The sequence below is a fragment of the Kribbella sp. NPDC058693 genome, assembly GCF_042715335.1.
Classification (GTDB): Bacteria; Actinomycetota; Actinomycetes; order Propionibacteriales; family Kribbellaceae; genus Kribbella; species Kribbella jiaozuonensis.
Genome location: NZ_JBHXSQ010000002.1, coordinates 196,168 through 219,924, shown reverse-complemented (window position 1 = coordinate 219,924; position 23,757 = coordinate 196,168). Strand labels below are relative to the sequence as shown.

Here is a 23,757-nt window from a genome sequence, read left to right as displayed (position 1 = left end):
GCCACACGTAACCGCGCCGGACTCTGTCAACGCCCAGGTAACGAACCACCCCTCTCAGGTGGTCCTCAGGGAACGCGCAGGTGAACGGTTCCCGTCGTCACCATTCATTCGGAAACTATCTTCCGGCGAACGTCAGCCAGCCGTGTCGTCGCGGGCCGACGTCTGCGGTTCCGGGGTCAGCTCGGGTCGGTTGTTGTGCGGGATTCCCGCCGCGGCGTACGCGTCCGCCTCGTCGAGCGTCTCGTGCAGGAGGAGTTGCTCGGCGATGGAGTCGAGGCGCGGGCGGTTGTCACGGAGCAGGCGGCGGGCCTCGGCGTAGCACTGTTCGATCAGGCTGCGGACCTCCGAGTCGACGGTGTTGAGCAGCTCGTCCGACACACCCGCCGTACGCGCGTCGCCCTCGGACGGAAGGATCGACACCGGCCCGATCGCGTCGGACATGCCCCACCGCCCGACCATCGAGCGAGCGATCCGGGTCGCCGTCTCGAGGTCGCTCTCGGCGCCGGTCGTGACCACGCCGAGGACCTCCTGCTCGGCCGCCATCCCGCCGAGTGCGCCGATGATCCGGCCGCGCAGGTACTCCACGTCGTACCCGTAGCGGTCGGTGTCCGGCGTCGACAGCGTCACGCCCAGCGCACGGCCGCGCGGGATGATCGACACCTTGCGGACCGGGTCCGCGCCCTTCTGGATCATCCCGAGCAGCGCGTGCCCGCCTTCGTGGTACGCCGTCCGCCGGCGCTCCTCCTCCGGCATGACCACGTTCCGCGCCGCGCCGAGCTGGATCTTCTCGAGCGCGTCGGTGAGATCTCGCTGGGTGATCTGCGACTCGCCCTGCCGCGCGGCCGCCAGCGCCGCCTCGTTCAGCAGGTTGGCGAGATCGGCACCGGTCATCCCCGGCGTGGACTTCGACAGCGCGTTCAGGTCGGCGTCCGACGCGAGCGGCTTGCCACGCGCGTGCACCTTCAGGATCGCCTCGCGGCCCGGCTGGTCCGGCGCGTTCACGGTGATCGTCCGGTCGAACCGCCCGGGCCGCAGCAGCGCCGGGTCGAGGACGTCGGCACGGTTCGTGGCCGCGAGCGTGACGACGCCCTCGGTGCCGGAGAAGCCGTCCATCTCGGTGAGGATCTGGTTCAGCGTCTGCTCGCCCTCGTCGTGGCCGCCGATCGAGCGGGCACCGCCGCGGGCGCGGCCGATGGTGTCGATCTCGTCGATGAAGATGATCGCCGGGGCCACCTTGCGCGCCTCACCGAACAGCTCGCGGACCCGGCTCGCACCGACACCCACGATCATCTCGATGAACTCCGACGCGCTCGCGGAGAAGAACGGTACGCCGGCCTCACCCGCGGTCGCCCGCGCCAGCAAGGTCTTCCCGGTACCGGGCGCACCCTCCAGCAGCACGCCCTTCGGCGCGCGTGCCCCGAGCCGCCGGTACTTGTCCGGATCCTTGAGGTAGTCGACGACCTCCTCGATCTCGGCCTCGACCTCGTCGATCCCCGCGACGTCGGCGAACGTCACCCGGACCGTGCTCGGGTCGACCGGCTTCTTCTGCTGACCGCCGCCGCCGAACAGCCCACCGACGCCGCCGAGCCCGCCCGCGGCCCGCTGCCGCCGGAACAGCCACCAGTAGAACGCCGCGATCAGGATGAACGGGCCGAGCGAGATCAGCAGGTTCACCAGCACGCCACGCTGCGCGACCACCGGCGTCGCCCGGACCGTGGCGCCGCCCTTCTGCAGGTCGCCGTACAGGTTGTCGTTCGCGAACGTCGGCCGCTCGGTGGTGAACTTCGTGAAGGTCTGGTCGGTCTTGCCCGGCACCGGCGCAGCCGCCTTCAGCCGGCCCTGGATGGTGTCACCCCGGGCGAAGATCTCGGCGACGTTCTGCTTCTGCACCTGCGCGGTGAAGTCGGTGTACGCGATGGTCTGCTCGCCGCCGGCCAGCTGGTCCTGCATCGTCGTGAGCAGGAACAGCACGAGGTAGCCGCCGACGATCCACGCGGCCCACTTCCACCATTTCGGACGGCGCGGCTTGTCGCCGTCACCGTGCCCGGGCGGCAGTCCCTCGGTCCGCCACGGCTTGTGCGGAGGCCGCTGCGATCCGTCGCCCTGACCAGAGCCCTGCCCGGAGCCTTGACCGGAGCCTTGGTCCCGACCGGAGCCCGGCCCGCGGTCGGCCGTGGACTGATCCTGCGCCGGCGGCTGATCCTTCTCGCTCATGAAGCCAACATAGGACCTGAATCGCCCGGGAAACAGCAACAACTCCAGCGTCGTACCCTGGCGCATGGTCAGACGTCTCATCCTCGACTGCGATCCCGGGCACGACGACGCGATGGCGATCCTGCTGGCGGTGGCTGATCCGGCGGTGGACCTGGTCGCGGTGACGACCGTGGCCGGCAACCAGACCGTCGACAAGTGCACGGTGAACGCTCGCCGGGTCCTGTCCCTCGCCGGTGTGTCCGACATCCCGGTCGCACGCGGCGCGGATCGGCCGTTGGTACGGCGGTTGCGTATCGCGGACGACGTACACGGGCAGACCGGTCTCGACGGGCCGCTCTTCGACGACGAGCCATCGGTACCGGAGTCGCCGTACTCCGCGCACGAGCTGCTGGTCGACGTACTGCGGACAACCCCGGCGACGATCGTTGCGACCGGGGCGCTGACGAACATCGCGCGACTGCTCTCGGAGGAGCCTGGGCTCGCGGCGAACATCACCGAGATCGTCTGGATGGGCGGATCCACCGACCGCGGCAACATCGCCCCACTCGCCGAGGCCAACGCGTACGTCGACCCCGAGGCGGCCGACCTCGTCGTACGGTCCGGGGTGCCGTTCACGATGTGCGGGTTGAACGTGACGCATCAAGCGCTGGTGACGGCCGACGTCCTCGCCCGCTTCGAGCAGATGGGGACGCCGTTGGCGCGGGTCTGTATGGAGTGGATGACGTTCTTCGCGTCGACGTACCGCGACTTGTTCGGCTTCGAGGCGCCGCCGCTGCATGATCCGGTCGCGGTCGCGCGGGTGATCGACCCGGCGATCGTCGGCTGCGTCGAGGCAAACCTCGTCATCGAAACCCAAGGCGAGTGGACTGCGGGCGCAACCGTCGTAGACCTGGATGGCTACACGGGCCGCCCACCCAACGCGCGGATCGCAATCGAGCTCGACCGCGACGCGTTCTGGGATCGCATGGTCGGTGCCGTGGCCTCGTTCGTCTGCTGACAGCGGAAGACCCTTCTGCGGTCGGCCGCCATGCCGCAAGGTGGAGAGGACGAAGCAACCGGAGGAAAGCATGTACCTGGAGAAGCCCGCCGCAACCTGGCCACCCGGCCCGGAGATCCCGAGCCCAGGAGTCCCGCAAAGGCCTGGGGTGCCGGCTCCGGCCCCTGGAGCTCCCCAGCCCATCCTCCCGTCCTGGTACGAGCCGACCTCGATCAGTCTCGAGCGGGAGCTGGCTGATCGGCTGCTTGCGCAGCGGACGATCCTGGTCGACGGACGGCTGGATGAGCTGCTGGCCAGTCATGTGGCGGCGCAACTGCTGCTGCTCGATGCTCGCAGCAACGATCCGATCGTGCTGCATCTGTCCTCGGCGGAATCCGAGCTGGACGCCGCGCTCGCACTCGTCGGCGCGATCGACCTGATCAGCGCTCCGGTCCATGTCGTTGCCCGGGGCACCGTCCGCGGTCCGGCGATCGCCGTACTCGCGGCCGCAGCGCAGCGGGAGGCCCATCGGCACACGGTGTTCGTCCTGTCGACGCCCAAGATCACGGCCGACGGCACGGCCGACCAGCTCGCCGCATTCGCCGACGAGCACCAGCGGCAGCTCGCGCGCCTTCGGGAGCTGATCGCCGCCGCAACCGGGCGATCTGCCGACGAGGTGGCCGACGACCTGGATCCGGGTCGCGTCCTGAGCGCCGAGGAGGCGAAGGACTACGGTCTGATCACCCGGCTGCTGTGATCGTGAGCACCAGGCGGCCGGTGGTATCGCCGGTCGTCTGACGCTTCCACGCGTCGGCGACCTCGTCGAGCGTGACCGTCTCGTGAGCCACCGCGATCGCACCGAAAGCCGCATGCTGCAGTACGGCGGTCAACGCATCCCGCCGCTGATCCGACGTCAGCGCGTTGTTCGTGTACCCGAGCACGCTCGCCGTCCGGCTCCGCAGTACCGCCGAGGAGAACACCGCCTCGTCCCCCGACGACCCACCGAGATTGACCAGCCGCCCACCCGGAGCCAGCACCCGCGCCGCGGCCGTCGCCGCCACACCGAACACCGGATCAACCACCACGTCGTACGACGCCGAGCCGAGCCGACCCGTCAGCTCGTCCACATCGGTGCTCGCGGCAACAACCTCGTCCGCACCGGCCGTCCGCGCACGCTCCTGCGCCGCCTCGGACCGCGCGACCGCCACCACCCGCGACGCCCCGAGAACCCGCGCCGCACCGATCGCCACCTGCCCGACCGCACCGCCACCACCGAGCACGAGCACCTGCTCCCCCGGCTGCAACTGCGCCCGCCAGGTCAACGCCATCCAGCCAGCCACTCCCGACAACCCGATCGCCGCCACCGCCGCGTCCGCGACCGGTGTGTCCAACGCAATCAGGTCATCGTCAGGTACGGCGGCCCGCTCGGCGAAGCTCCCGTCGCCCGACGCCATCCCGGCCGACGTCGCGAAGAACACCCGCGTCCCCGGCGCCACCACCTCGGACTGCTCGACCACGCCGACGCCCTGCACACCAGGCACGTACGGCAATGCCGGCGGCCCGAAGTACGACGTACCGGAAGCGCACAACAAGTCCAGCGGCACGACCGGAGCAGCCGTCACGCGCACGATCGACACGCCCTCCCCGGCAACCGGATCCGGATGCTCGACGTGCTTCGGCGGCTCGCCGTGAGTGTGCAGTACTGCGGCTCGCACGCGCCCTCCTCAGGTAGCGATGTCGGGGTACGGCAACGAGTGCACCTGCAAGGCCCGCCCGTACGCCTTCTGATATTCGAGCGGCCCGTGATCACGCTCGAACATCGCGATGAACAACGTCAGCGTCAGGAACGGATGCGCACCCAGCCCGAACAGTGCGACGTGATCGTGCTCCCGCAATGCACGCCGCTCCTCGTCGGTGAACTCGAGCCAGGTCGACTTCTCCGCCACCGCACAGTTCAGCAGCTGGTTCGCCATCTCCTGCTCCCACCAGTTCACCGTCCCGGCGGCATCCTCGCGGTAACGCTCGACCAGCTCAGGATCCCGATCGACGGTGTAGAGGAACTTGTTCAGCAGGTACTTACTCATGCCGGCACCCCGTTCGGGTACCAGGTGAAGTACGCCTCCATCGTGTGGAACAGGTCGAGCGAATCGACGTGATCCGCCTTCGCGCCCGCACCCGCGACGCCCATCATCAACATGAAATCCATGAAGCCGTGCGTCGCGTTGCCCGGCTGGTGCAAGCTGTCCAGCGTCACCTCGGACAGGCATCCGTCGAGATCACCGCTCGCGATCCAGTCCACTGCCTTCCGGTCGAACTCCGGATCCGGCCCGTGCTCGCCGAACTGCCGCGGCCCGCCGAGCTCGAGCGACAGATGCCCGGTGCCGATGATCGCCACCCGCTTGTCGATCGGCCACGACTCGACCAGCTGCCGGATCGTCCGGCCCAGCTCGACGAAGCGTCCAGGACGCGGCAGCGGCGGCGCGAAGATGTTCGTGTAGATCGGCACGATCGGCAGGTCCGCGTCCGGGCGCAGCGTGATGATCGGGCAGGTGATGCTGTGGTCGATCCGCAGTTCGTTGCTGAAGGCAAGATCGAAGCCGGCGTCCAGCCCGTTCCGCAGGATGTGCGACGCCAGCTGCTCGTCCCCGGCCAGCCGCATCCGCGGCAGCCCGAACTCGCGTTCCTCGTTGTACCAGTTCGCGTCGAAGTACGGCGCCTTGCCGACCAGGAACTGCGGCATGTTGTCCAGCCACAACTGGTGGAAATGATCGCTGCCGACCATCACCAGGATGTCCGGCCGGGCCTTCGTCAGCGTCTCGCGGAACGCCTCGATCTTCGCCACCCACTCGTCGGCGAACGGTGGCCGGTCCGCGCCGGTGGCGGTGCTCGCGCGGTAGTAGAACGGATGGTGGGTGGAGGCGATCACCGCGGCGACCGTTGCCATATGGTCTCCTTCAGCTTTCCGGATCGACGTAGACGGCGTTGCGGTCGACAGTGGAGTAGATGTCCATGCCGATCGGCCGGCGACGCTCCTCGGCCAGCTGCCCAAGGAGCCCGGCGGCCCTTGCCAGCAAGGCGAATCCGCGCAGCAACTCGACCGGCAACCCGAGGTCGGCGAGCGCCGCGCCACAGACGCCAGCGCCGTTCAACGGCAGCTTGCGGCCGAGGACCTGCTCGTGCACGCGACCGATCGCCTGGAAGAGCTTGAGATGCGGGCCTTCGAGGCCCTCCTCGCGGGCGAGGTCGATGAGTACGGGCGTTCGAGGGTCCTGCACCTTGTGGACCGGATGTCCCAGGCCGGGGATGAAGGTTCCGTTGGCCCGGGACTGCTTGACGACATCCAGGGCGAGCGAGTCCCAGCCCGCCTCGTCCGTCGGCGGCTCGCCGCCGGCCAATGCCTGGTGGAGGAACATCCCGCAGTCCTCGGTCACGCCGAGGAAGCGGGATCCGCCACCGAGCAGTCCGGCGGCGAGCGCCCCCTGCAGGGAATCCGGTGCCGACAAGTAGGTAACCCGCGCGGCGATCGCGGTCGGTGTGAACCCGTGGTCCGCCAGCGCGACCAGCACCGCCTCGAAGACGCGGGTCTCGGACGGTGTCGGCCGGCGCAACGTCACCAGCCAGAACGCCAACTCGCCGAACCCGACCTTCCCCATCAGGTCTGCGGTCAGGTCCTGCCCGAGGAGCCGGATCTCGTCGGCAGTCGACGTACCGAGCGAGGTCGGGAACGACGGCGGAGCCACCTGGTCGTCGCTCATGCCTCAGCCTCCAGCCATTTCCTCAGCTCGGCGCCGTGTTCGTCCAGCGACGGCGGCGGGAGCCGGTACGACGCCGCCTCGTCCTTGTCGCCGGTGAAGGTGATCGGGTTCCGGATGGTCGGGATCCCGCCCACCGTCACCACCGGATCCAGCCCGATGTCCTCCGCGAACGCGACGCCGCCGTCGACGGTGTTGATCGGTCCGCACGGCACCCCGGCCGCGATGATGTCCCGGAACCACTCCAGCTTCGTCCGCGTCGACAACCGCTCGACCAACAGCGGCCGCAGTTCCTCGCGGTTCGCGGTCCGCTTCTCGTTCCGGTCGAACCGCGGATCATCGGCCAGCTCCGGTACGCCGAGAACCTCGACCAGCTTGCGGAACTGCCCGTTGTTGCCGGCTGTGATGATCAGTTCCCCGTCCGCACACGGCAGCGGCTCGTACGGGAACAGGCTCGGATGGCTGTTCCCCATCCGCAGCGGTATGACGCCGCCCGCGACGTACGCACTCGACTGGTTGACCAGCCCGGACAGCGCCGATGACATCAGGTTGACCTCGACATGCTGACCGCGACCGGTCTCGTGCCGCGCGTTGAGCGCCGACAGGACGCCGATGGTGGCATGCAGTCCCGCCATCACGTCGAAGACCGAGATCCCGGCCCGGAACGGCTCGCCCTTCGGGTCGCCGGTCAGGCTCATCAACCCGGAGATCGCCTGCACGATCAGGTCGTACCCGGGCAGCTCGGCGCCCTTCGGCCCGGAGCCGAACCCGCTGATCGAGGCGTAGATCAGCTTGGAATTGCCCTCGGCAACGGTCTCGTAGTCCAGCCCGAACCGGGCCAGTCCGCCGGGCCGGAAGTTCTCCACCAGCACGTCCGCCCGGCGCGCCAGCTCCTGCGCGGCCGCGAGATCCTCGGGATCCTTCAGGTCGAGCGCGATCGACCGCTTGTTCCGGTTCACCGCGAGGTAGTACGTCGAGATGCCGTCGCGGACCGGCGGCTGCCAGGACCGCGTGTCGTCACCGCCGGGCGCCTCGACCTTGACCACGTCGGCCCCGAGGTCGGCCAGCAGCATGGTCGCGTACGGCCCGGCCAGGATCCGGGAGAAGTCGGCCACCAGCAGTCCCGAGAGCGGACCCGTCACACGACCTCCCGAAACATTTCGGACATTTGTCCGCGCGGCTAGACCACTTCAGTCTCAGCCGCCCTCTCGCGCCTGTCAACCACTCATCTGAACCCTTGACACCCTGTACCGGCCCTCAGATAGTGAGTCTCATCGCCCCGATGACCGCCATACGGACGTATGTCCGGACACTCTGCTGGAGGGGAATCATGACCATTGCCGAGACGCCGCTGGCGGGCCGGCCGATCCTGCTGCGCGGCGGGACCGTGCTGACCATGGACGACGCCCACACGATCGTCGACAACGGCGATGTCCTGATCGTCGACGACCGGATCGCGGCCGTCGGACCGGCGCTCGACGTCCCCGAGAACACCCAGGTGGTCGACGCGTCCGGCGGGATCGTGATGCCGGGGATGATCGACACCCATCGGCACATGTGGCAGACCGCGATGCGCGCGTACGGCGCCGACTGGACCCTGACGCAGTACTTCGTCTGGTACTACCTCGAGCACGGCAAGACGTTCCGGCCGGAGGACATCCACGCCGGCAACCTGACCTCGGCCTGGGAGTCGCTCGAGGCCGGTGTCACCACGACCGTCGACTGGTCGCACGGGTTGCAGAGCGTCGACCACGCCGAAGCGGCCGCGGACGCGTTGCGCGCCGTACCCGGGCGGTTTGTTCTTGCCTACGGCAACATTCAGGCCGGACCGTGGGAGTGGACCGCGGACCCGGCGGTGCGGTCGTTCCTGGAACGGATGCGGGACGACTCGCAGCTCGGTCTCCAGCTGGCCTTCGACGTGACCGGCGATCCGGCGTTCCCGGAGCGGGCCGCGTTCGAGGTCGCAAGAGAACTCGGGCTCGGAGTGACCACGCATGCCGGGGTCTGGGGTGCGACCAACGACAACGGCATCAAGCTGATGCACGAGAACGAGTTCATGACGCCGCAGAACATCTACGTCCACGCGGCCACCCTGACCACGGACTCGTACCAGCGGATCGCCGCGACCGGCGGCTCGATCTCGGTCTCCACCGAGTCCGAGCAGAGCGCCGGCCAGGGCTACCCGCCCACCTGGCAGGTCCGCCGGCACAACATCCCGGTGTCGCTGTCGATGGACACCAGCGTGTGGTGGAGCGGCGACCTGTTCAGCTCGATGCGGACCACGCTCGGCGCCGACCGGGCGCGCGAACACCTCGAGGCGCACATGAAGGGCGCGACCGTGACCCACAGCCATCTGCGCGCCGAGCATGTCGTCGACTGGGCGACCCGCGGTGGCGCGAAGGCACTCGGTCGCGACGACCTCGGCAGTCTCGAACCGGGTAAGAAGGCCGACGTCATCCTGATCAAGAACGATTCGTCGCCGGTGTCGTTCCCGCTGATCAACCCGTACGGCCAGGTGGCGTTCCAGTCCCAACGCGGCGACGTACACACGGTGATCGTCGACGGTCGCGTCGTGAAGTACGACCACCAACTCGTCGGCTGCGACCTGACCGCCGTACGACGCGAGGTCGAGTCGACCGTGGAGTACCTGCGCGAGGCGCTCGGCGAGGAGGCGTGGCGGAGCGGGATGAATCCGGAGCTGCCGGAGGGCGAGGTGCTCGACAACCCGTACCAGTACACCGACTACAAGTCCGACTCGACCCGCGAGGCTCGTGGCACCATCTTCGGTGAGCGATAGCCGAGGACCGGAGGATCAACTCATGGCAGGGCGTGGTGCAGGACCGGATTTCGTCGAGTCGCTGGCTCGCGGGCTGGATGTGCTGACCTGTTTCGATGCCGGCCACCGGACCATGTCCCTCAGCGAGGTGGCGACCGCGGCCGGCCTGGCCCGGCCGACGGCGCGCCGCCTCCTGCTCACGCTCGAAGAGCTCGGCTTCGTCCGCTCCGCTGACGGCGCGTTCCAGCTCACCCCGAAGGTCCTCACCCTCGGGATGGCGTACGTCGGTTCGCTCGGACTGTGGGACATCGCGAAACCGCACCTCGAGTCACTCGTCGCGCGGACCGGTGAATCGTCGTCGATGGCACAACTCGACGGCTCGGACATCGTCTATGTGGCCCGGGTCTCGGTGCCGAAGCTGATCGCGCTGCGCGTCGACATCGGCACCCGGTTCCCGGCCGCACAGACTTCACAGGGCAAGGTGCTGCTCTCGGCGCTCTCTCCCGCCCAGCTCGCCGACGTCCTCGCGTTGCCGAGCCGCGCCGGCCTCCCGGCGTACATCGGCCGGACGGCTGATCAGTTGCGCGACGAACTGACCGAGATCCGGGCCCGCGGATGGGCGCTGGCCGACGAGGAGCTCGCGCCCGGCGTCCGCTCGGTCGCGGCACCGGTCCGCGACGGCACCGGCACGGTCCGGGCGGCGATGAACGTGACCGTCCATGCCGCCGAGACCACCGTCGACACGCTGCTGCACGACCATCTTCCGCTGCTGCTGCGTACCGCGGGCGACGTCAGCGCGGAGTGGGCGCTGTGGCAATCTCGTCCTCATGTCGAGATCGAGCAGCGGCACCAGACGACTGCTTGAATGACTGCATGACCGTTCTCGACTCCCCCATCCCCCGCTTCCACCTCGCGATGCCGGTCGACGACCTCGACGCGGCGCGGCATTTCTACGGCGAGGTCCTCGGCCTCGAGCAGGGCCGCAGCTCCGAGACCTGGATCGACTGGAACCTGCGCGGCCACCAGTTCGTCACGCACGTCGCACCGGAGCGCCAGCAGCGGATCCACAATCCCGTCGACGGTCACGACGTACCCGTGCCGCATTTCGGGCTGATCCTGACCGTCGAGCAGTTCCAGGCGTTCGCGGAGCGGTTGAAGGCGGCCGGCACCGAGTTCGTCATCGAGCCGTACGTGCGGTTCCAGGGTCAGACCGGCGAGCAGTGGACGATGTTCTTCCTCGACCCGGCCGGGAATGCCCTTGAATTCAAGGCGTTCGCGGACGATTCGCAGGTCTTTATGGCGTGATCCATCCGGTAAGGATCGTGGTGCCCGAGGTGGTCGTGCATACCAAACGGTATGGAACGTTCGGCGGCGGGTGGAGGACGAAGAAGCCGAGATCGTCGATATCCGTGGTGGCCAGCTTGCCACTTTCGCCGCGGGCACTGACCACGCCGGCTTCGGGCGGATCCAGCTGACCGAGTACGGCGTCGGGGGTCAGTTCGAGCTCGACGGTCCAGCCGTCCGAGGCGAACGTGAGCGACCGCAGGATCGCGCTCTCGGACCGGATCGCCAGCGCGTCCAGCGAATCCCAGGCCGAGTCGTAGGTCAGTGCGGCCAGTTCGGCGTCGATGGTTCGCCACGAAAAGGCGGCCTTACCAGCGTCGACGAACGCGGCCGGCACCTCGTCGGAAGACGCCAGCGCGTCCCGCAGGGCGTCGATCAACTTCTCGTCGTCGTTCCAGTCCGGATTCATCACGGTTCTCACCCCCTCGTCCCTTGATCAAAACCATCGGGTCCGTCCGCGGCCAGCAACGCCAGCGCGGGTGTCTGCCGCAGCTTGGTCAGACAGCGGGCCCGGTTCGGCCCGATACTGCCGATCGGCACATGCAGTCGCCGGCTGATCTCGTCGTACGGCGCCGGCGGGTCCTGGACCAGCAACGCCAGCAGCACCTGGCACCGCCGGGACAACTCGGCGAACGCGGTCCGCAGGATCGTCCGGCGTTCGTGCCGCAGCACTTCTTCCTCGGCGATCGCCTGCTCGGGTACTTCGGGCGACTCCGCCAGGTCGATCGGCTCGACCCGGCTGGTCGCTCGGATCAGCCGGAAGCACTCCCGCTGCGTCGTGGTCGCGATCCAGCCCGGCAACGCGGCCGGTTCGCGCAGGCCGGGCAGATGCTCGACCAACCGCAACCAGACGCTCTGTCCGACATCGTCGATATCAGGCTGTGCCAGCCGATACCGTCGGCAGACCGAGAAAACCAGTGGCGCGTAGCGCTCCACCAGCTCGTCCCAGGCACTCTTCTCGCCGTCCCTGGCCCGGGTGACCAGGTCGACGACTGTCGGGTCGTCCCGCATGCCGCCCCCTCTCTCACCGGACCGCTCTCACTAGTACAGAGTCGGTCCGGACCACCGCTGATACATCTGGGCACTAGGCGCCGAGGGCGACGAAGGATCGCGCCGCGGCGACCGTCACCGGATCGCCGCGCGCCTCGGTCTGCGCACCGGCGAACGCGGTCGCCAGCGACTGTCCGGCCTGCAGGTTGTCGTGCAACGCGAGCATCAACGGCGCCGTCGCCGGATCGTTCACCGGTACGACGCTGGCCAGGATCCCCGCCGCCCCCAACGGGATCAGACTGCTGCTCAAACCCAACAGCTCATCCGCACCAACAGGCTTCGCCAGCCCGGAATCGCAACTCGACAAGACCATCCGGTACGGCGCTCTGCGCAGCCGCTCGAAGTCGTACACGGTCAGCGGCCCGTCGTCGAGCCGCAATGACGAGAACAGCGGACTGTCCGCGCGGAATGTCCCGTGCGCCGCGATGTGCGCGATCCATGCGCCGTCGAGCTCACGCAGTACCTTCTCCGCGGTCGCGTCACCGTTGGCGAGCACAGTCGCGTCCGGGTACTTCTCGGCCAACCGCATCACCTCGGCCCGCCCGGCCGACAACCCCGGACCGAGGACCAGTACGACGCGTCGATCGGCCGGCGGTCGCAGCCGCCGCGCCCGCAACCACGTCGCCGCCGACGGCACCACGTTGACCGGCCGCTCGGCCAACGCCGGCATCAAACCCCAGGGCAACGCCTGCAAACGACTCGGCGGCACCATCACCACGGCTCGATCCCCCAGCCGCTCAACGGCGGACCCGAGAATCGCACCGCCCAACCGCTCGCCCAGCACGTCCAGCGATGGTCCTCGTTGTACCTGCCCGCGTGCCCCTCGACCATGAGCCAGCCAGCGAAGGCGGAACCGTGATCGCTCGACCTCGACGGCCGCTGATGCCATCGGACCGACCTCATGCCGAGTGATCCGCCCGTCGCACACGACCACCGCATGCAGCACGCCGTCGACCTCGATCAGCTCGACGAGCACCGTCTCGCCCAACGCGTCCACCAGAGCATCAACGTCGAACCGTGACGCCGCACCACCCAGCGCACCACCTTGTGCCCGCAGCGCCCGATCCCGGACAGCCTTCTCCAGCCGCCGACGTTCCTTCTCCAACGAAGGATCCGGCGACGCATCCAACCGCCGTACGACGTCCCGCAACGCCGCCAGGTCAGCACCCAACTGCTCGTCATCCGACGGCCGGACCGGCGGAACACCCAACGCCGTCGCCCGCCACCGCTCGCCCCAGACCAACAACCGCCGCGGATCATCCCGCCGCAACGCATCCCGCAGCGCCAACTCCGCCAACTCCGCGCCCTGACCCGTCGCCAACGCCCGCAGCTCGGTCGCGCCCATCGTCAGCCGGTGCTCGTCCAACGCATCGAGCCCGCGACCACACGCCGACAACATCCCGCGCACATCGGACCGAGCCTCCGCGCGCAACGCCTTCCCCAGCCAGGCCGCGCTCCGAGCCATCGGCGGCGTGTCCTTGCTGTGCTGCCCGGCCAACTCCAGTTCACGATCCGCGGTCCGCGACCGCCCATCGGCCAACGCAAGGCGACCGGCCAGCAGATGCGCCGCCGACGCTTCGGACGCACCCAACGCATCCAGCCGCCGAGCCGCCGCACTCACCCGACGCAGCAACGGCTCACCCCGCTCGCCGGCCTGGTAGCGCGCCTCCAACTGCACCATCGACGACCGCACCGACCACCACTCCCGGTGCTGCGCGGAGAACAGCCGCCTCGCCCGATCCGCGCGGTCCTGCGCGGCCTGCGGATCGCCCGCCGCGAGCGCGGCCGTCGCCGCCGCGAACCACAGCTCGCCCCGCTTGGTCGCCGTACCGCCTTCTGCTTCCATCTGGGCGATCGCCTGATCCATCTCGGCCAACGCCTCGGCGCTGAGCCCGGCAGCGAGCAGTACGCCGCAGCGGTCGATCGCGAGGTCCGGCCAGACGACACCGACCGCGGCGAACCGTCGCCCGGCTTCGTCGAGGTAGCGCAACGCCGACGGCAGATCTCCCCGCGAGTACGCGACCAATCCGCGATTCTGTCGCGCTTCCGCGTATTCGAACTCCTGACCGGTTGCGGCGTACAACTTCTCGGCAACGGCAAAATCCGCATCCGCGCGCTTCGTTCCACCTAACGCCAACTGGATGAATCCGCGATAGTTCCGCGACCGGGCCTCCCAGACCTGATCGCCCGAACGCCGCAACCGCGCGATCGCCAACCGCAGATCGTCCAGCGCCTCGCGATGCCGCCCGAGCACCAGCAGTACGTCGGCACGCCGCACCAGCACGCGCCCGGTCAACGCGCCGCGACTGAGCTCGACCGCACGATCGAGGCGCGCCAGACCTTCGCGACTCCGGCCGGCCCGACCGAGCGTTGCGCCCAATGTGGCAAGGACATCCGCCTCACGCTCCGACCGTCCGGACTGCTCCGCGAGACGCAGTGCGGTACGCAATTCGCGGACCGCCGCCGGGATATCGCCGAGCTGCCGCAGACTGATGCCCCAGGCCTGATGCGCGATCGAGGCATCGACAGCCAACGGGTCCAGGGAGAGCACCGTGCGCGCGGAGGCGATCGCGTCGTGCGGACGCGACAAAGCCAGGGGCAGCAGATTTTCTACCGCCCCGGCACTCCCCCCAGCCGTCGGCATTCTGAAATGATAACGGCCATTCATTGATCGAGGGGGGAAGGAAAGAAATGGCGGATCAAACCGGCGACCGAAAATACGTCGCCCAGATCGAACTGATTCTGGCCGCGTTCGGGCGCGAGGTCGAGATCTATCCCGAGGACTGGCAGAAGCGGCCGGAAGGGGCCGACTATCTGTACCGCACCGGAGTCGTCCTGGTCCGGGACGAGGACCTCACCCGGGTGATCGAACTGTTCCAGGGCGGGCGCCCGGCCGAGGGTGGGATCGGCGGCGTCACCCGGCTGCTGCTGCCGGAAAAGGTTCCGGGTGACGCGCCGGAGGACCGGTCGGTCACCCAGCGATTCCTGAAGTACGCCGATCTGCGACTCGGACGTGGCGTGGTCACGCCCGAGCATTTGTTCTATGTGTCGCCCAGCGTCAGCCCGTGTCCGGCCACCGAACCGGAGGAGGTGCCGCCCGGGATCGCGCCGGACCCGATGCTGCCGGAGCCGTTCCCGTCCGCGGACAACCCCGACGGCCGTGGCGTGAAGGTCGTCGTACTCGACGTCGGTTGGTCGGACGCGCCGGCGGCGTACTGGCTGAACGGGGTGACCGGTGACCCGGAGAACGCGTTCGACGGCTCGGGGCGGATCCGGCCGTACGCCGGGCACGGCACGTTCATCGCCGGTGTGATGCGCGCGATCGCCCGCAACGTCGAGATCGTGGTGAAGAGCTACTTCACCTCGGCCGGAGCGATCTGGGAGTTCGATCTCGCCGCGGCGCTGGACGAGGTACTCGATCTCGCGCCGGACATCATCAGCCTGTCGGCCGGCACCCGGACGCGGTTCGACCTGCCGGCGCTCGGGCTCGACGTGTTCATCCAGACCCGACTGAACCGTGTCAACGGCCTCACGCTGGTCGCCGCGGCCGGTAACGAAGCGAGCCGTGACTACTTCTGGCCGGCCGCCTTCCCGGAGACCGTCGGCGTCGGAGCGCTCGCGGAGAACGGACGGGACCGGGCGTCGTTCAGCAACTTCGGCAGCTGGGTCGACGTCTATGCCCCGGGCGAGAATCTGGTGAACGCGTTCCTCACCGGCGACTACCTGTGCACCGAACCGCCGAACACCGGCCAGTTGCGCTCGTTCGCCGGCATGGCGCGCTGGAGCGGTACGTCGTTCGCGACGCCGCTCGTGGCGGGTCTGATCGCCGGGCGGATGTCGATCACCGGCGAGAACGCCAAGCAGGCCGCCGACGCGTTGCTGGCCTTCGCGCTGACCCAGTCCGAGCCGGGTGTCGGTCCGGTCCTGCGGGCCGGGGATGCGATTACGTCAATCGGCTAGATCAGCCGGATCAGTCAGGTGACGCACTGACGCGGTGCGGGACCCACCGGCCTGACCGCCGGTTCTCCCGCACCGCCTCAGCCTCCCCCTCTGCGCGCCCTCGCGTTGTCCTCCCCCCTGCAACAACTTGAAGGCATCCCCCATTTGTGCGGAGTCACCCTCGGTGCCGATTGATACACCCGGTCATCAGGAAAGTTTCCAACGCGACTGCTACCGCGGATGCTCACAGAGGAACGGCGCCCGGCCCGCGCCGGAGTGGTAGTTGTACTGCGTACCGGCGACCTCGAGGATCGTCCGGTTCCCCGGCACCAGTGCCTGGGTGTAGAGCATGTCCGGCTCCGGGCAGCCGAGGCTGCCGTCGGACCAGGTGACCTCCTCCGAGCTGACCACGGTCACCTGCGCGGGATCGATCCCCAGCCGCTTACTAAGGTCAGCCTTGGCTTGCTCGACAGGGCCGCCGGCCGGTGTACTGCTGCTGCCACTACTGCTGCTGCTCGTGGGACTGGGTGTCATCGAAGGAGTCTCTCCCGTTCCGGTGTCATTGCCGCAAGCAACCAAAAGGCAGGCTGTCGCGAGTGCGACGCTCACTGTCCGCATCACCATCACCTCCCACAGTAGACGGCGGGACAGCTGTATTCGTTGCAGATATATCGGACAAATGCTGTTCAGGTGCTGTTTCCCGCGCGTGACCCGGCGCACTGAAGGATCAGGGCAACTCGGGAACAGTCTCTCCAAGGAGCATTGCATGTCTGTCGATCGTCGTTCCGTCCTCCGTGGAGCCGCCGTGGGCGCGGCCGGAGTCGGTTTCACCGCAGTCGGCGCCGTACCGACCCTGGCCGAGGCCACGCCCGCTTCGCGTGGCGGCCACACGCCGTTCCCGCAGCACCGGCCCTTCCCGCCGCTGCTCGACGACCCGAAGGGCCTGCTCGCGCTGCCGGCCGGGTTCAAGTACCGGGTCGTCACCAAGGCCGGCGAGACCAAGCTGAAGAGCGGTCAGCCGACGCCGACCCTGCACGACGGCACCGCGGTCTTCGACGGCAGCCGGCACGGCACCTACACGCTGATCCAGAACCACGAGATCGGCGCCGCGGACCCGCTCGGCGTACCGCCGATCGAAGGCACCGTCTACGACAGCGGCGTCGGCGCGGCCGGCGGCTGCACGGTCATCTCGGTCGACCGCGACGGCAAGAACCTCGGCGAATGGGTCGGCATCTCCGGCACGATCACCAACTGCGCCGGCGGCCCGACGCCGTGGGGCACCTGGATGACGTGCGAGGAGACCGAGAACAAGGCCAACGGCACCACCCGGCTGAAGGACCACGGCTACGTCTTCGAGGTCTGGGCCGACGGCAAGACGGCCCACCCGGTGCCGCTGAAGGCACTCGGCCGCTACGCGCACGAGGCGCTGGCGATCGACGAGGACCGCACGCACATCTACCTGTCCGAGGACGCGTCGGGCCCCAACGGCACCTTCTACCGCTGGTCGGCGCCGCGCGGCTACCGGCTCAGCTCGCGCAGCTGGCAGGACCTGCAGAACAAGGACTTCGGCACGCTCGAGGCGCTCGCGATCCTCGGTGACGACGGCAAGCCGATCCCGGATGTCGCGTACCTGACCTCGGCCCAGCTGCTCCGTCCGTTCCGCACCACCTGGGTGCCGGTGCCGGACCGCGACGGCGCGACGACCTCGGTGCGCAAGCAGTTCACCGACGGCCAGATCACCCGCGGCAAGAAGTTCGAGGGCGTCTACGGCACCAGCAAGGGCGTGTACGTCGTGAACTCGTTCGCCGAGGGCGGCACGGCCGACCTGCCGGCCGACGCCGTTCCGCACGACGGGATGGTCTGGTTCTACAACTACGACGACAGGACCATCCAGCTGGTCACCTACTTCCCGGAGAACGCCGCCGCGCTCTCACTGGACTCGAAGTACCAGGACCTCAACTTCGACGGCCCGGACAACGTCACCGTCACCCCGTGGGGTTCGCTGATCCTCGCCGAGGACGGCAACGCCGCGAGCCACGTCCTCAGCGCGACGCCGGGCGGCCCGACGTACGCGATCGCCCGGAACATGCTGAACGACTCCGAGTTCACCGGCCCGACGATCTCCGCGGACGGCAAGGTGCTGTTCGTCAACATCCAGACGCCGGGTATCACGCTGGCCATCACCGGCCCGTGGCGCGACTACCTCGGCTGAGTGCTTCGAGCAGGCTGAGCGAGCGTTCGTCCGGTCCGACCCGGACCTCGTTCATCAGATAGGAGTAGGCGGTCTCGCGACCCGGCCAAGCGCCGTGCCGCGAGCCGCCGGCTCCGGGGTGACCGAACGCATCGTCCTGCAACTCGAACCCGGCGGCGTAAACCATCGGACTGCCCCACGTCGGCTCGATGCCACGCTGGATCTCCCGGCGACCGAGCTCGACGATCTCCGGCGACAGCACACCGCCTCCTAGTAATGACGCGTAGAACTTCGCCATCCCGCGCGCCGTCGCGTAGCCACCGACCGCCGCCAACCCGGCTTTGCGGTACTCCTCGCTGTTCCAGATCTTCTCCGAGCCAGGCACCCACAGCGGGTTCGGCCGATTCAGCTCCGACCAAGGCCCGTCGACGAGAACACCTTCCGGCGCGACCATCGTCGCCACCCGCCAATGCAGTTCCTCCGGCAGGCCGATCCACACCTCGAGCTCCAGCGGTACGGCGAACTCGTCGGCAAAGAACTGTCCCACGGTGCGGCCGTCGACCCGCCGTACCAGCTCGTCGAGCAGCCAGCCCCAGGTCACCGCGTGGTACATGAACCCGGCGCGCGGATCGGACGCCGGCGCCTGCGCGGCGAGATGCGCTGCCATCAGGTCGTGGTCGAGCAGGTCGGCGTACCCGGCCTCGACCCAGGGCAGGCGGGCCTGGTGGGACAACACCTCGGCGATCGTGATCCGATCCTTGCCCTCGGCACCGAATTCGGGCCAGTAGCGGGACAGCGGATCCTCCAGCTCGAGCTGACCGCGTTGCACCAGCAGCAGGATGCACGCGCTGGTGAGGCCTTTGGTGCCGGAGAACATCAGGTGGATCGTGTCCTGGTCCCAGGCCCGGCCCGTCTCCGGGTCGGCGATCCCACCCCACAGATCGACGACCAACTCGCCTTGGTGGTACGCCGCGAACGCTGCGCCGAGCTCACCGCGCTGGGTGAAGTTCCGGTCGAAGGCTTCGGCCACGTGCTCGAATCCTGGTGCTGTCCACATGCCGTTGATAGTACCGATCATTCTTATCTTGGTCCAGCTCGGTACTCTGGGACGCGGAGGTGGTTGCACGATGCCGGTCAAGGCTGGGGAGCGGTTGGATCCGGAGGCTACGAAGGCCCGGATCCTGAAGGCGGCGGCGGACGTGTTCGGCCGGCGCGGGATCCACGCGACCGGGATCAACGAGATCGTCGAGGCCGCCGGCGCGTCCAAGCTCACCATCTACAAGAACTTCGGATCCAAGGACGGCCTGGTCGAAGCGGTGCTTGCCGATCGCACCCAACGCGTCCGCGCGTGGCACAACGCGGCGGTCGAAGAAGCACCGCCCGGCCGGGATCAGATCCTGGCCGTCTTCGACCTGGTCGCAAGCTGGTACGCCGAAGCCGGGTTCCGCGGTTGCGCGATGATGAACGCCGCGACCGAGGACCGTGGCCAGGACGGCGCACCGCGACGGCTCGCGCGCGAGCATCTGGCCTTCTATCGCGAGCTTTTCGAGCGGTTGCTGACGAGTGCTGGAGCTCATGATCCGGAGCGGACGGCGCGGCAACTGGTCGTCGTACTGGAAGGTGCCACGCTGATCAGCGCGGTCGACCAGGATCCGGGACTCGGCGCGGAGGCTCGGGCGATCGTAGAGACGTTGCTCGCGTCGGCACTCTGAGAGCCACGAGGACACACGCCAGGCCGGCTGCGGCCGCCACGAGGAACGCTTGTTGGTATCCGGCCTGCTGGGCGATCAGCCCTCCGAGCGGACCTGCGGCCATCACCCCGAGATCCCAGAACGACGTCATCACGCCGATCGACACGCCCGGCCGCAGCCCACGGACCCGGTCCAGCGTCATCGAGATGCAGGCCGGATAGACCAGCGCCAGTCCGACCCCGGCCAACGCAGTACACACGACTGCGGTGACCGGCCCCTCGGCCAATGCGAGACCCACCAGCGCAATGATTGCGAGCGGGACGGTCGAGGCTGCCACCGCGCGACCGCCGAACCGATCGACCAACGGGCTGCCCACGAACCGCGCAACCAGGAACGCAACCGCGAAGACCGCGAGGACGATGTTGTCGACGCCGATCCCACCGGCACGTAACCGCAGCACCAGCAAAGCGGCCACCGTCCCGTAGCAGTACGCAGCCAGCCCGATGGTTGCCCCAGGCAACCGCACTCCGGCCGGCAAGAGGCGCCGCGGCCGACGGATGCGCACGGACTCGCGCTGGCGTCGCTCACCTCCCGGCCTCCCGATCTGACCTGGGTCGGACCCGGTCGTCAGCACGAGTGCCGCCGACGCGAGCGCCAGCCCGACGACCACCCACCAGACCTGGTCGCCGACGAGTGTCGCGATCACCGGGCCGGCGGCCAGTCCACCCCACATCGACAACCCGAACCAGCCGGCCAATCGCCCGCGCCGCGCGGCTTGCGTACCCGACAGCACCCACGGCAAGGCCGCGGAGAACAGCGCCGCCTCACCGGCACCCATCACCAGCCTCGCGACCAGCAGGAGGGCCAGGTCAGGCGCAAGCAGTTGCCCAAGGCCCCCAACCGCCGCCAGTACTCCCCCGGTCACCACGACCGGGCGCGACCAGCCCGCATCTGCCAGCCAGCCGGCGAACGGCCGGCCGCACGCCGTTGCCAGGAACGCGATCCCGACCGCGGTCCCGCTCGCCAGCGCGCCGCCGCCGAACTTGTCCGGAACGTACGACGGCAGCGCCTGCAACGTGGCTCCGAACGCGAGGTACCCAGCCAGCACCGCCACCCACAACCGCCGTACCGGAACGCTCATGGATGGGATAGTACCGCTTGTTACTATCTCTGTCGCAGGCGGTCCAGGAGAACGACCTCACACGTGTAGTGCTGCGAGGCGGTCATCTCGCCGCGGAACCAGAGCAGCGGTATCCGGCCGGGATCGCCGGGCGCGACGATCGGGCGGAGGTTGTCGACGGTGGAGTTCTCGGTCACCGGCGTCCACGTCGTACCGCCGTCGTTGACCTGGGCGTGGAAGATCTCGTGATGCTTCAGCGTGGCGCCGTCGCGCGGGTCGATCGGTGTCGAGACGTAGAGCGAGTCGAGGTCGTACGGGTCGATCGCGACCAGGCCGGTGTAGTCGTTCTCGTGCACCAACAGACCGTGCCCGGCCTTCGCCAGCTGCTGCACCCGCCACGTGCCGCCGGGCGCGAGACGCCCGTAGAAGAAGCGGTGATCCGGCACCGGATGCTGTCGCGCGAACGCATCTTCCGGTTTCTCCGGTACGTCGTGGCGGGCGAGCATCACCGCCGCGAGCGAGCCGTCGTCGCCGCGACGGATGTCGACGGTCCAGCAGTGCGTCATCGGTTCGCCGTCCCAGACCGAGTCCGCGGCGAGGACCTTGGTCAGCTCCACCTGCGACGGGGCATCGGCATCGAGCGCTGTGTGGTCCACGACCGTGCCGTCGGTCCGATGCAGCCCACCGCCCTCGAGATAGCCGTGGTAGATCGAGTTGTTGTAGTCGCGCGGGTGGTGGTCGGTGGTGATGAGGTCGACGCGCGTGGGCGTCGAGACGTAGCGCGTGTAGCCGTTGACGTATCCGACCTTCGGGCGGGTGAACAGCTTGCCGGCGTACTCCCAGGTGTCACCCTCGTCGTCGGACACGAGTGCGCACGGGTCGTCATTCACCGCGCGGGCGAAGCAGTAGAGGCGGCCGTCGAGCTCATGCAGGTTCGAGTATGTGACGCCTCGCCCGCCGGTGAACTCGCTCCAGTCGAACGTCTGCTCCGGTCCCCACTTGCGCGGATCGCCGGGCTCGCTGATCCGCGAACGGGTCAGGTCATCGGTCTTGTGCTTCGTGTACACCGCCAGCCACCGACCGTCCCGCCGTCGCCACAGCGCGGGTACGTCGTGATCGTCCGCTTCGAACCGCTCGTGAAGCACGACGACCTCGGTCGAGCCGGACCGCAGGTCGACCACGGTCAACTCGACGTTGCCGGCCCGTTCGTCTCCGCCGGGACCCTCCGGCGCAGCGATCGAACCGACGGCCAGCACGCCGTTCTCCGGATCGATCAAGGCCCGCTCGTCCTGGAACCAGCACCAAGCACCGTTGTCATTGATCACTCGAGGCGCATCCATGGTCACCCAGTGTTCCATCGCTAGTGCGATGTGGGTAAGCGTTTGCCCGCATCCGGCCAGAAGTGTCCGATGGTCGTGCGACGATCGGGTTATGCCGATCGACCAGCACCTCTTGCTCGCGTTCCTGCTCACGACGACCGTCGCGATGATCACGCCCGGGCCGGACATGTTGTTCATCCTCGGGTGCGGGATGCGCAGCGGACCGCGGGCCGGGTTGCTCGCGACGGCCGGGGTTGCGACGAGCGAGGCGGTGCATGTTGCGGTGGCGGCGGCTGGTTTGGCTGCGTTGTTCGCGGCGGTGCCGGTCGCATTCACCGCAGTACGGATTGTTGGTGCGGCGTACCTGATCTATCTCGGGGTGCAGATGATCCGGCACCGGAATGATGCCGTCGATGACGGGCCGGCCGGGGCCGCGATGTCGGGGCGGAAGGCGTATCTGACCGGGCTGACCACGAATCTGCTGAACCCGAAAATGGTGACGTTCACGATCGCGTTCCTGCCGCAGTTCGTGGTGCCGGAGCACGGTCGGGTCTGGCTGCAGTTCGCGGTGCTCGGGGCGATCCTGATCGTGCTGGAGTTCATTGTCGACGGGACGGTCGGGCTGCTGTCCGGGCGGATCGGGGGCTGGCTGCGCTCCCGGCGTACCGCCCGCCGCCGGATCGACACGGCGACGGGCGGGATCTTCATCGGCCTCGGCGTACGGCTCGCGTTACTGCGGTAATCCTCAGACCAGGCCGAAGCCGCCGGTCCACTCGACCTTCTCGCCGACCGCGAGGGTGAGCTGCAAGAACCCGAGCGCCTCGAGCTCACGCGCACGCTTCAACGACCCCGCGTCGACCGTCTTCAGACCGCCGTCGGACACGATCCCGGCGAACTGCGCCTTGGCGTCGGCGTCATCACCCGCGATCAGCACCGTGGTCGGAACCTGACCCGCCTGACCCGACGCGACCGTCGCCGCGAACGTGGTGTTGAAAGCCTTCAGAACCTTGGATTCCGGCAGCTTCTCGGCCAACTCGGCCGCCGCCGAACCGTCCGCCGCGACGACCAGCGAGTCGAACGTCTCGAAGTTCAGCGGGTTGGTGATGTCGACGACGACCTTGCCGCTCAACTGGTCGGCGCGGTCGGCGAGGACCTGGTCGATCGCCGGGTACGGCACCGCGAGGATCACGACGTCGCCGGTGACCGGCTTGCCCTTGTCGGTGGAGTCGAACAGTTCGACGGTGTTGCCGCCCTTGGCGACGACCGACGAGATCGCCTGCCCCATGTTGCCGCTGCCGATGATGCTGACGTGCGTCATGCTCAAGCTCCTTTTAGTTGTGCGTTCAACCATCACGGTAGCGCAGGAAAGTTGTAGCTACAACCTT

23 protein-coding genes are annotated in these 23,757 nt (G+C 68.5%); 9 read left to right on the top strand and 14 right to left on the bottom strand.

Features of this window, described 5'->3' with window-relative positions; genetic code table 11:
• Positions 1 to 132: 132 nt before the first annotated feature.
• On the bottom strand, positions 133 to 2,214 hold the full coding sequence (gene ftsH, locus ACFWUU_RS10755; protein ID WP_137257346.1) for an ATP-dependent zinc metalloprotease FtsH: 2,082 nt from the start codon (positions 2,212 to 2,214) through the stop codon (positions 133 to 135).
• A 64-nt stretch (positions 2,215 to 2,278) separates the two neighbouring features.
• Here ftsH and ACFWUU_RS10750 point away from each other — a divergent pair, with 64 nt between their 5' ends.
• Entirely contained in the window at positions 2,279 to 3,211 is a 933-nt protein-coding gene (locus ACFWUU_RS10750) for a nucleoside hydrolase (protein WP_380174614.1), read from the top strand.
• 70 nt (positions 3,212 to 3,281) lie between these two features.
• Positions 3,282 to 3,947, top strand: a complete 666-nt coding sequence (locus ACFWUU_RS10745; RefSeq protein ID WP_380174612.1) for an ATP-dependent Clp protease proteolytic subunit — start codon at positions 3,282 to 3,284, stop codon at positions 3,945 to 3,947.
• Here the strand turns inward: ACFWUU_RS10745 and ACFWUU_RS10740 are convergent.
• Genes ACFWUU_RS10740 through ACFWUU_RS10720 form a run of 5 tightly spaced genes read right to left on the bottom strand, consistent with a single transcriptional unit; the run spans position 3,931 to position 8,084 of the window.
• The gene (locus tag ACFWUU_RS10740) at positions 3,931 to 4,905 is read right to left on the bottom strand and encodes a zinc-binding alcohol dehydrogenase family protein (RefSeq protein WP_380174610.1); all 975 of its coding nucleotides are present in this window, start codon (positions 4,903 to 4,905) and stop codon (positions 3,931 to 3,933) included. The genes ACFWUU_RS10745 and ACFWUU_RS10740 overlap by 17 nt on opposite strands.
• Before the next feature lie 9 nt (positions 4,906 to 4,914).
• Positions 4,915 to 5,274, bottom strand: a complete 360-nt coding sequence (locus tag ACFWUU_RS10735) for a hypothetical protein (RefSeq protein ID WP_137257350.1) — start codon at positions 5,272 to 5,274, stop codon at positions 4,915 to 4,917.
• The gene (locus tag ACFWUU_RS10730; RefSeq protein ID WP_137257351.1) at positions 5,271 to 6,134 is read right to left on the bottom strand and encodes an extradiol ring-cleavage dioxygenase; all 864 of its coding nucleotides are present in this window, start codon (positions 6,132 to 6,134) and stop codon (positions 5,271 to 5,273) included. Before ACFWUU_RS10730 ends, ACFWUU_RS10735 begins: the two co-directional genes overlap by 4 nt.
• A 10-nt stretch (positions 6,135 to 6,144) precedes the next feature.
• Complete coding sequence (locus tag ACFWUU_RS10725) at positions 6,145 to 6,945, bottom strand: citryl-CoA lyase (RefSeq protein WP_380174608.1); 801 nt, start codon at positions 6,943 to 6,945, stop codon at positions 6,145 to 6,147.
• Positions 6,942 to 8,084 (bottom strand): CaiB/BaiF CoA transferase family protein, encoded by a 1,143-nt coding sequence (locus tag ACFWUU_RS10720; protein ID WP_380174607.1) that lies wholly within the window; start codon positions 8,082 to 8,084, stop codon positions 6,942 to 6,944. The genes ACFWUU_RS10725 and ACFWUU_RS10720 overlap by 4 nt, the downstream gene beginning before the upstream one ends.
• 188 nt (positions 8,085 to 8,272) lie before the next feature.
• Here ACFWUU_RS10720 and ACFWUU_RS10715 point away from each other — a divergent pair, with 188 nt between their 5' ends.
• The 3 genes from ACFWUU_RS10715 to ACFWUU_RS10705 are packed head-to-tail and all read left to right on the top strand — an operon-like array spanning position 8,273 to position 11,023.
• Entirely contained in the window at positions 8,273 to 9,739 is a 1,467-nt protein-coding gene (locus ACFWUU_RS10715; RefSeq protein ID WP_380174605.1) for an amidohydrolase family protein, read from the top strand.
• 22 nt (positions 9,740 to 9,761) lie between these two features.
• Positions 9,762 to 10,583: an IclR family transcriptional regulator C-terminal domain-containing protein gene (locus tag ACFWUU_RS10710; protein WP_137257354.1), complete on the top strand. Its 822-nt coding sequence runs from the start codon at positions 9,762 to 9,764 to the stop codon at positions 10,581 to 10,583.
• Positions 10,584 to 10,591: 8 nt separating this feature from the next.
• Complete coding sequence (locus ACFWUU_RS10705; protein WP_380174603.1) at positions 10,592 to 11,023, top strand: VOC family protein; 432 nt, start codon at positions 10,592 to 10,594, stop codon at positions 11,021 to 11,023.
• Here the strand turns inward: ACFWUU_RS10705 and ACFWUU_RS10700 are convergent.
• The 3 genes from ACFWUU_RS10700 to ACFWUU_RS10690 all read right to left on the bottom strand — a co-directional run bounded on the left by ACFWUU_RS10700 (position 11,013) and on the right by ACFWUU_RS10690 (position 14,756).
• Positions 11,013 to 11,483, bottom strand: a complete 471-nt coding sequence (locus tag ACFWUU_RS10700) for a hypothetical protein (protein WP_380174601.1) — start codon at positions 11,481 to 11,483, stop codon at positions 11,013 to 11,015. The two genes, ACFWUU_RS10705 and ACFWUU_RS10700, sit on opposite strands and share 11 nt — an antisense overlap.
• Positions 11,480 to 12,073: an RNA polymerase sigma factor gene (locus ACFWUU_RS10695; RefSeq protein WP_137257357.1), complete on the bottom strand. Its 594-nt coding sequence runs from the start codon at positions 12,071 to 12,073 to the stop codon at positions 11,480 to 11,482. Before ACFWUU_RS10695 ends, ACFWUU_RS10700 begins: the two co-directional genes overlap by 4 nt.
• Positions 12,074 to 12,146: 73 nt before the next feature.
• Positions 12,147 to 14,756, bottom strand: coding sequence for a CHAT domain-containing protein (locus ACFWUU_RS10690; RefSeq protein WP_380174599.1), 2,610 nt, complete (start codon positions 14,754 to 14,756; stop codon positions 12,147 to 12,149).
• Positions 14,757 to 14,803: 47 nt separating this feature from the next.
• Here ACFWUU_RS10690 and ACFWUU_RS10685 point away from each other — a divergent pair, with 47 nt between their 5' ends.
• Positions 14,804 to 16,072: a S8 family serine peptidase gene (locus ACFWUU_RS10685; protein ID WP_380174597.1), complete on the top strand. Its 1,269-nt coding sequence runs from the start codon at positions 14,804 to 14,806 to the stop codon at positions 16,070 to 16,072.
• Between the two features lie 210 nt (positions 16,073 to 16,282).
• On the opposite strand, the gene ACFWUU_RS10680 is transcribed toward ACFWUU_RS10685, so the two are convergent.
• A complete protein-coding gene (locus tag ACFWUU_RS10680; RefSeq protein ID WP_380174595.1) occupies positions 16,283 to 16,585 on the bottom strand; it encodes a hypothetical protein in 303 nt (100 codons plus the stop codon).
• A gap of 232 nt (positions 16,586 to 16,817) precedes the next feature.
• On the opposite strand from ACFWUU_RS10680, the gene ACFWUU_RS10675 reads away from it, so the two are divergent.
• Complete coding sequence (locus ACFWUU_RS10675) at positions 16,818 to 18,263, top strand: alkaline phosphatase PhoX (protein ID WP_380174593.1); 1,446 nt, start codon at positions 16,818 to 16,820, stop codon at positions 18,261 to 18,263.
• Here ACFWUU_RS10675 and ACFWUU_RS10670 read toward each other — a convergent pair.
• Entirely contained in the window at positions 18,232 to 19,299 is a 1,068-nt protein-coding gene (locus ACFWUU_RS10670) for a serine hydrolase domain-containing protein (protein ID WP_380174591.1), read from the bottom strand. The two genes, ACFWUU_RS10675 and ACFWUU_RS10670, sit on opposite strands and share 32 nt — an antisense overlap.
• A 70-nt stretch (positions 19,300 to 19,369) precedes the next feature.
• Between ACFWUU_RS10670 and ACFWUU_RS10665 the strand changes: the two genes are divergently transcribed.
• On the top strand, positions 19,370 to 19,954 hold the full coding sequence (locus ACFWUU_RS10665; RefSeq protein ID WP_380174589.1) for a TetR/AcrR family transcriptional regulator: 585 nt from the start codon (positions 19,370 to 19,372) through the stop codon (positions 19,952 to 19,954).
• On the opposite strand, the gene ACFWUU_RS10660 is transcribed toward ACFWUU_RS10665, so the two are convergent.
• Both ACFWUU_RS10660 and ACFWUU_RS10655 read right to left on the bottom strand, forming a co-directional pair.
• Positions 19,875 to 21,074 carry an MFS transporter gene (locus tag ACFWUU_RS10660; protein WP_380174588.1) on the bottom strand — a complete coding sequence of 400 codons (1,200 nt, stop codon included), beginning with the start codon at positions 21,072 to 21,074 and terminating at the stop codon, positions 19,875 to 19,877. The two genes, ACFWUU_RS10665 and ACFWUU_RS10660, sit on opposite strands and share 80 nt — an antisense overlap.
• Positions 21,075 to 21,097: 23 nt before the next feature.
• Positions 21,098 to 22,393: a BNR-4 repeat-containing protein gene (locus tag ACFWUU_RS10655; RefSeq protein WP_380174586.1), complete on the bottom strand. Its 1,296-nt coding sequence runs from the start codon at positions 22,391 to 22,393 to the stop codon at positions 21,098 to 21,100.
• A gap of 91 nt (positions 22,394 to 22,484) precedes the next feature.
• Here ACFWUU_RS10655 and ACFWUU_RS10650 point away from each other — a divergent pair, with 91 nt between their 5' ends.
• On the top strand, positions 22,485 to 23,114 hold the full coding sequence (locus ACFWUU_RS10650) for a LysE family translocator (protein WP_380174584.1): 630 nt from the start codon (positions 22,485 to 22,487) through the stop codon (positions 23,112 to 23,114).
• A gap of 3 nt (positions 23,115 to 23,117) precedes the next feature.
• On the opposite strand, the gene ACFWUU_RS10645 is transcribed toward ACFWUU_RS10650, so the two are convergent.
• Positions 23,118 to 23,690 (bottom strand): NADPH-dependent F420 reductase, encoded by a 573-nt coding sequence (locus ACFWUU_RS10645; RefSeq protein ID WP_380174582.1) that lies wholly within the window; start codon positions 23,688 to 23,690, stop codon positions 23,118 to 23,120.
• Positions 23,691 to 23,757: the final 67 nt, after the last annotated feature.

Bases quoted from the DNA above. Each gene is read 5' to 3' on its own strand.
- ftsH (WP_137257346.1), bottom strand. From the start codon at position 2,214: ATGAGCGAGAAGGATCAGCCGCCGGCGCAGGATCAGTCCACGGCCGAC.
- ACFWUU_RS10750 (WP_380174614.1), top strand. From the start codon at position 2,279: ATGGTCAGACGTCTCATCCTCGACTGCGATCCCGGGCACGACGACGCG.
- ACFWUU_RS10745 (WP_380174612.1), top strand. From the start codon at position 3,282: ATGTACCTGGAGAAGCCCGCCGCAACCTGGCCACCCGGCCCGGAGATC.
- ACFWUU_RS10735 (WP_137257350.1), bottom strand. From the start codon at position 5,274: ATGAGTAAGTACCTGCTGAACAAGTTCCTCTACACCGTCGATCGGGAT.
- ACFWUU_RS10730 (WP_137257351.1), bottom strand. From the start codon at position 6,134: ATGGCAACGGTCGCCGCGGTGATCGCCTCCACCCACCATCCGTTCTAC.
- ACFWUU_RS10725 (WP_380174608.1), bottom strand. From the start codon at position 6,945: ATGAGCGACGACCAGGTGGCTCCGCCGTCGTTCCCGACCTCGCTCGGT.
- ACFWUU_RS10715 (WP_380174605.1), top strand. From the start codon at position 8,273: ATGACCATTGCCGAGACGCCGCTGGCGGGCCGGCCGATCCTGCTGCGC.
- ACFWUU_RS10710 (WP_137257354.1), top strand. From the start codon at position 9,762: ATGGCAGGGCGTGGTGCAGGACCGGATTTCGTCGAGTCGCTGGCTCGC.
- ACFWUU_RS10705 (WP_380174603.1), top strand. From the start codon at position 10,592: ATGACCGTTCTCGACTCCCCCATCCCCCGCTTCCACCTCGCGATGCCG.
- ACFWUU_RS10695 (WP_137257357.1), bottom strand. From the start codon at position 12,073: ATGCGGGACGACCCGACAGTCGTCGACCTGGTCACCCGGGCCAGGGAC.
- ACFWUU_RS10690 (WP_380174599.1), bottom strand. From the start codon at position 14,756: ATGCCGACGGCTGGGGGGAGTGCCGGGGCGGTAGAAAATCTGCTGCCC.
- ACFWUU_RS10685 (WP_380174597.1), top strand. From the start codon at position 14,804: ATGGCGGATCAAACCGGCGACCGAAAATACGTCGCCCAGATCGAACTG.
- ACFWUU_RS10680 (WP_380174595.1), bottom strand. From the start codon at position 16,585: ATGACACCCAGTCCCACGAGCAGCAGCAGTAGTGGCAGCAGCAGTACA.
- ACFWUU_RS10675 (WP_380174593.1), top strand. From the start codon at position 16,818: ATGTCTGTCGATCGTCGTTCCGTCCTCCGTGGAGCCGCCGTGGGCGCG.
- ACFWUU_RS10670 (WP_380174591.1), bottom strand. From the start codon at position 19,299: ATGTGGACAGCACCAGGATTCGAGCACGTGGCCGAAGCCTTCGACCGG.
- ACFWUU_RS10665 (WP_380174589.1), top strand. From the start codon at position 19,370: ATGCCGGTCAAGGCTGGGGAGCGGTTGGATCCGGAGGCTACGAAGGCC.
- ACFWUU_RS10660 (WP_380174588.1), bottom strand. From the start codon at position 21,074: ATGAGCGTTCCGGTACGGCGGTTGTGGGTGGCGGTGCTGGCTGGGTAC.
- ACFWUU_RS10655 (WP_380174586.1), bottom strand. From the start codon at position 22,393: ATGGATGCGCCTCGAGTGATCAATGACAACGGTGCTTGGTGCTGGTTC.
- ACFWUU_RS10650 (WP_380174584.1), top strand. From the start codon at position 22,485: ATGCCGATCGACCAGCACCTCTTGCTCGCGTTCCTGCTCACGACGACC.
- ACFWUU_RS10645 (WP_380174582.1), bottom strand. From the start codon at position 23,690: ATGACGCACGTCAGCATCATCGGCAGCGGCAACATGGGGCAGGCGATC.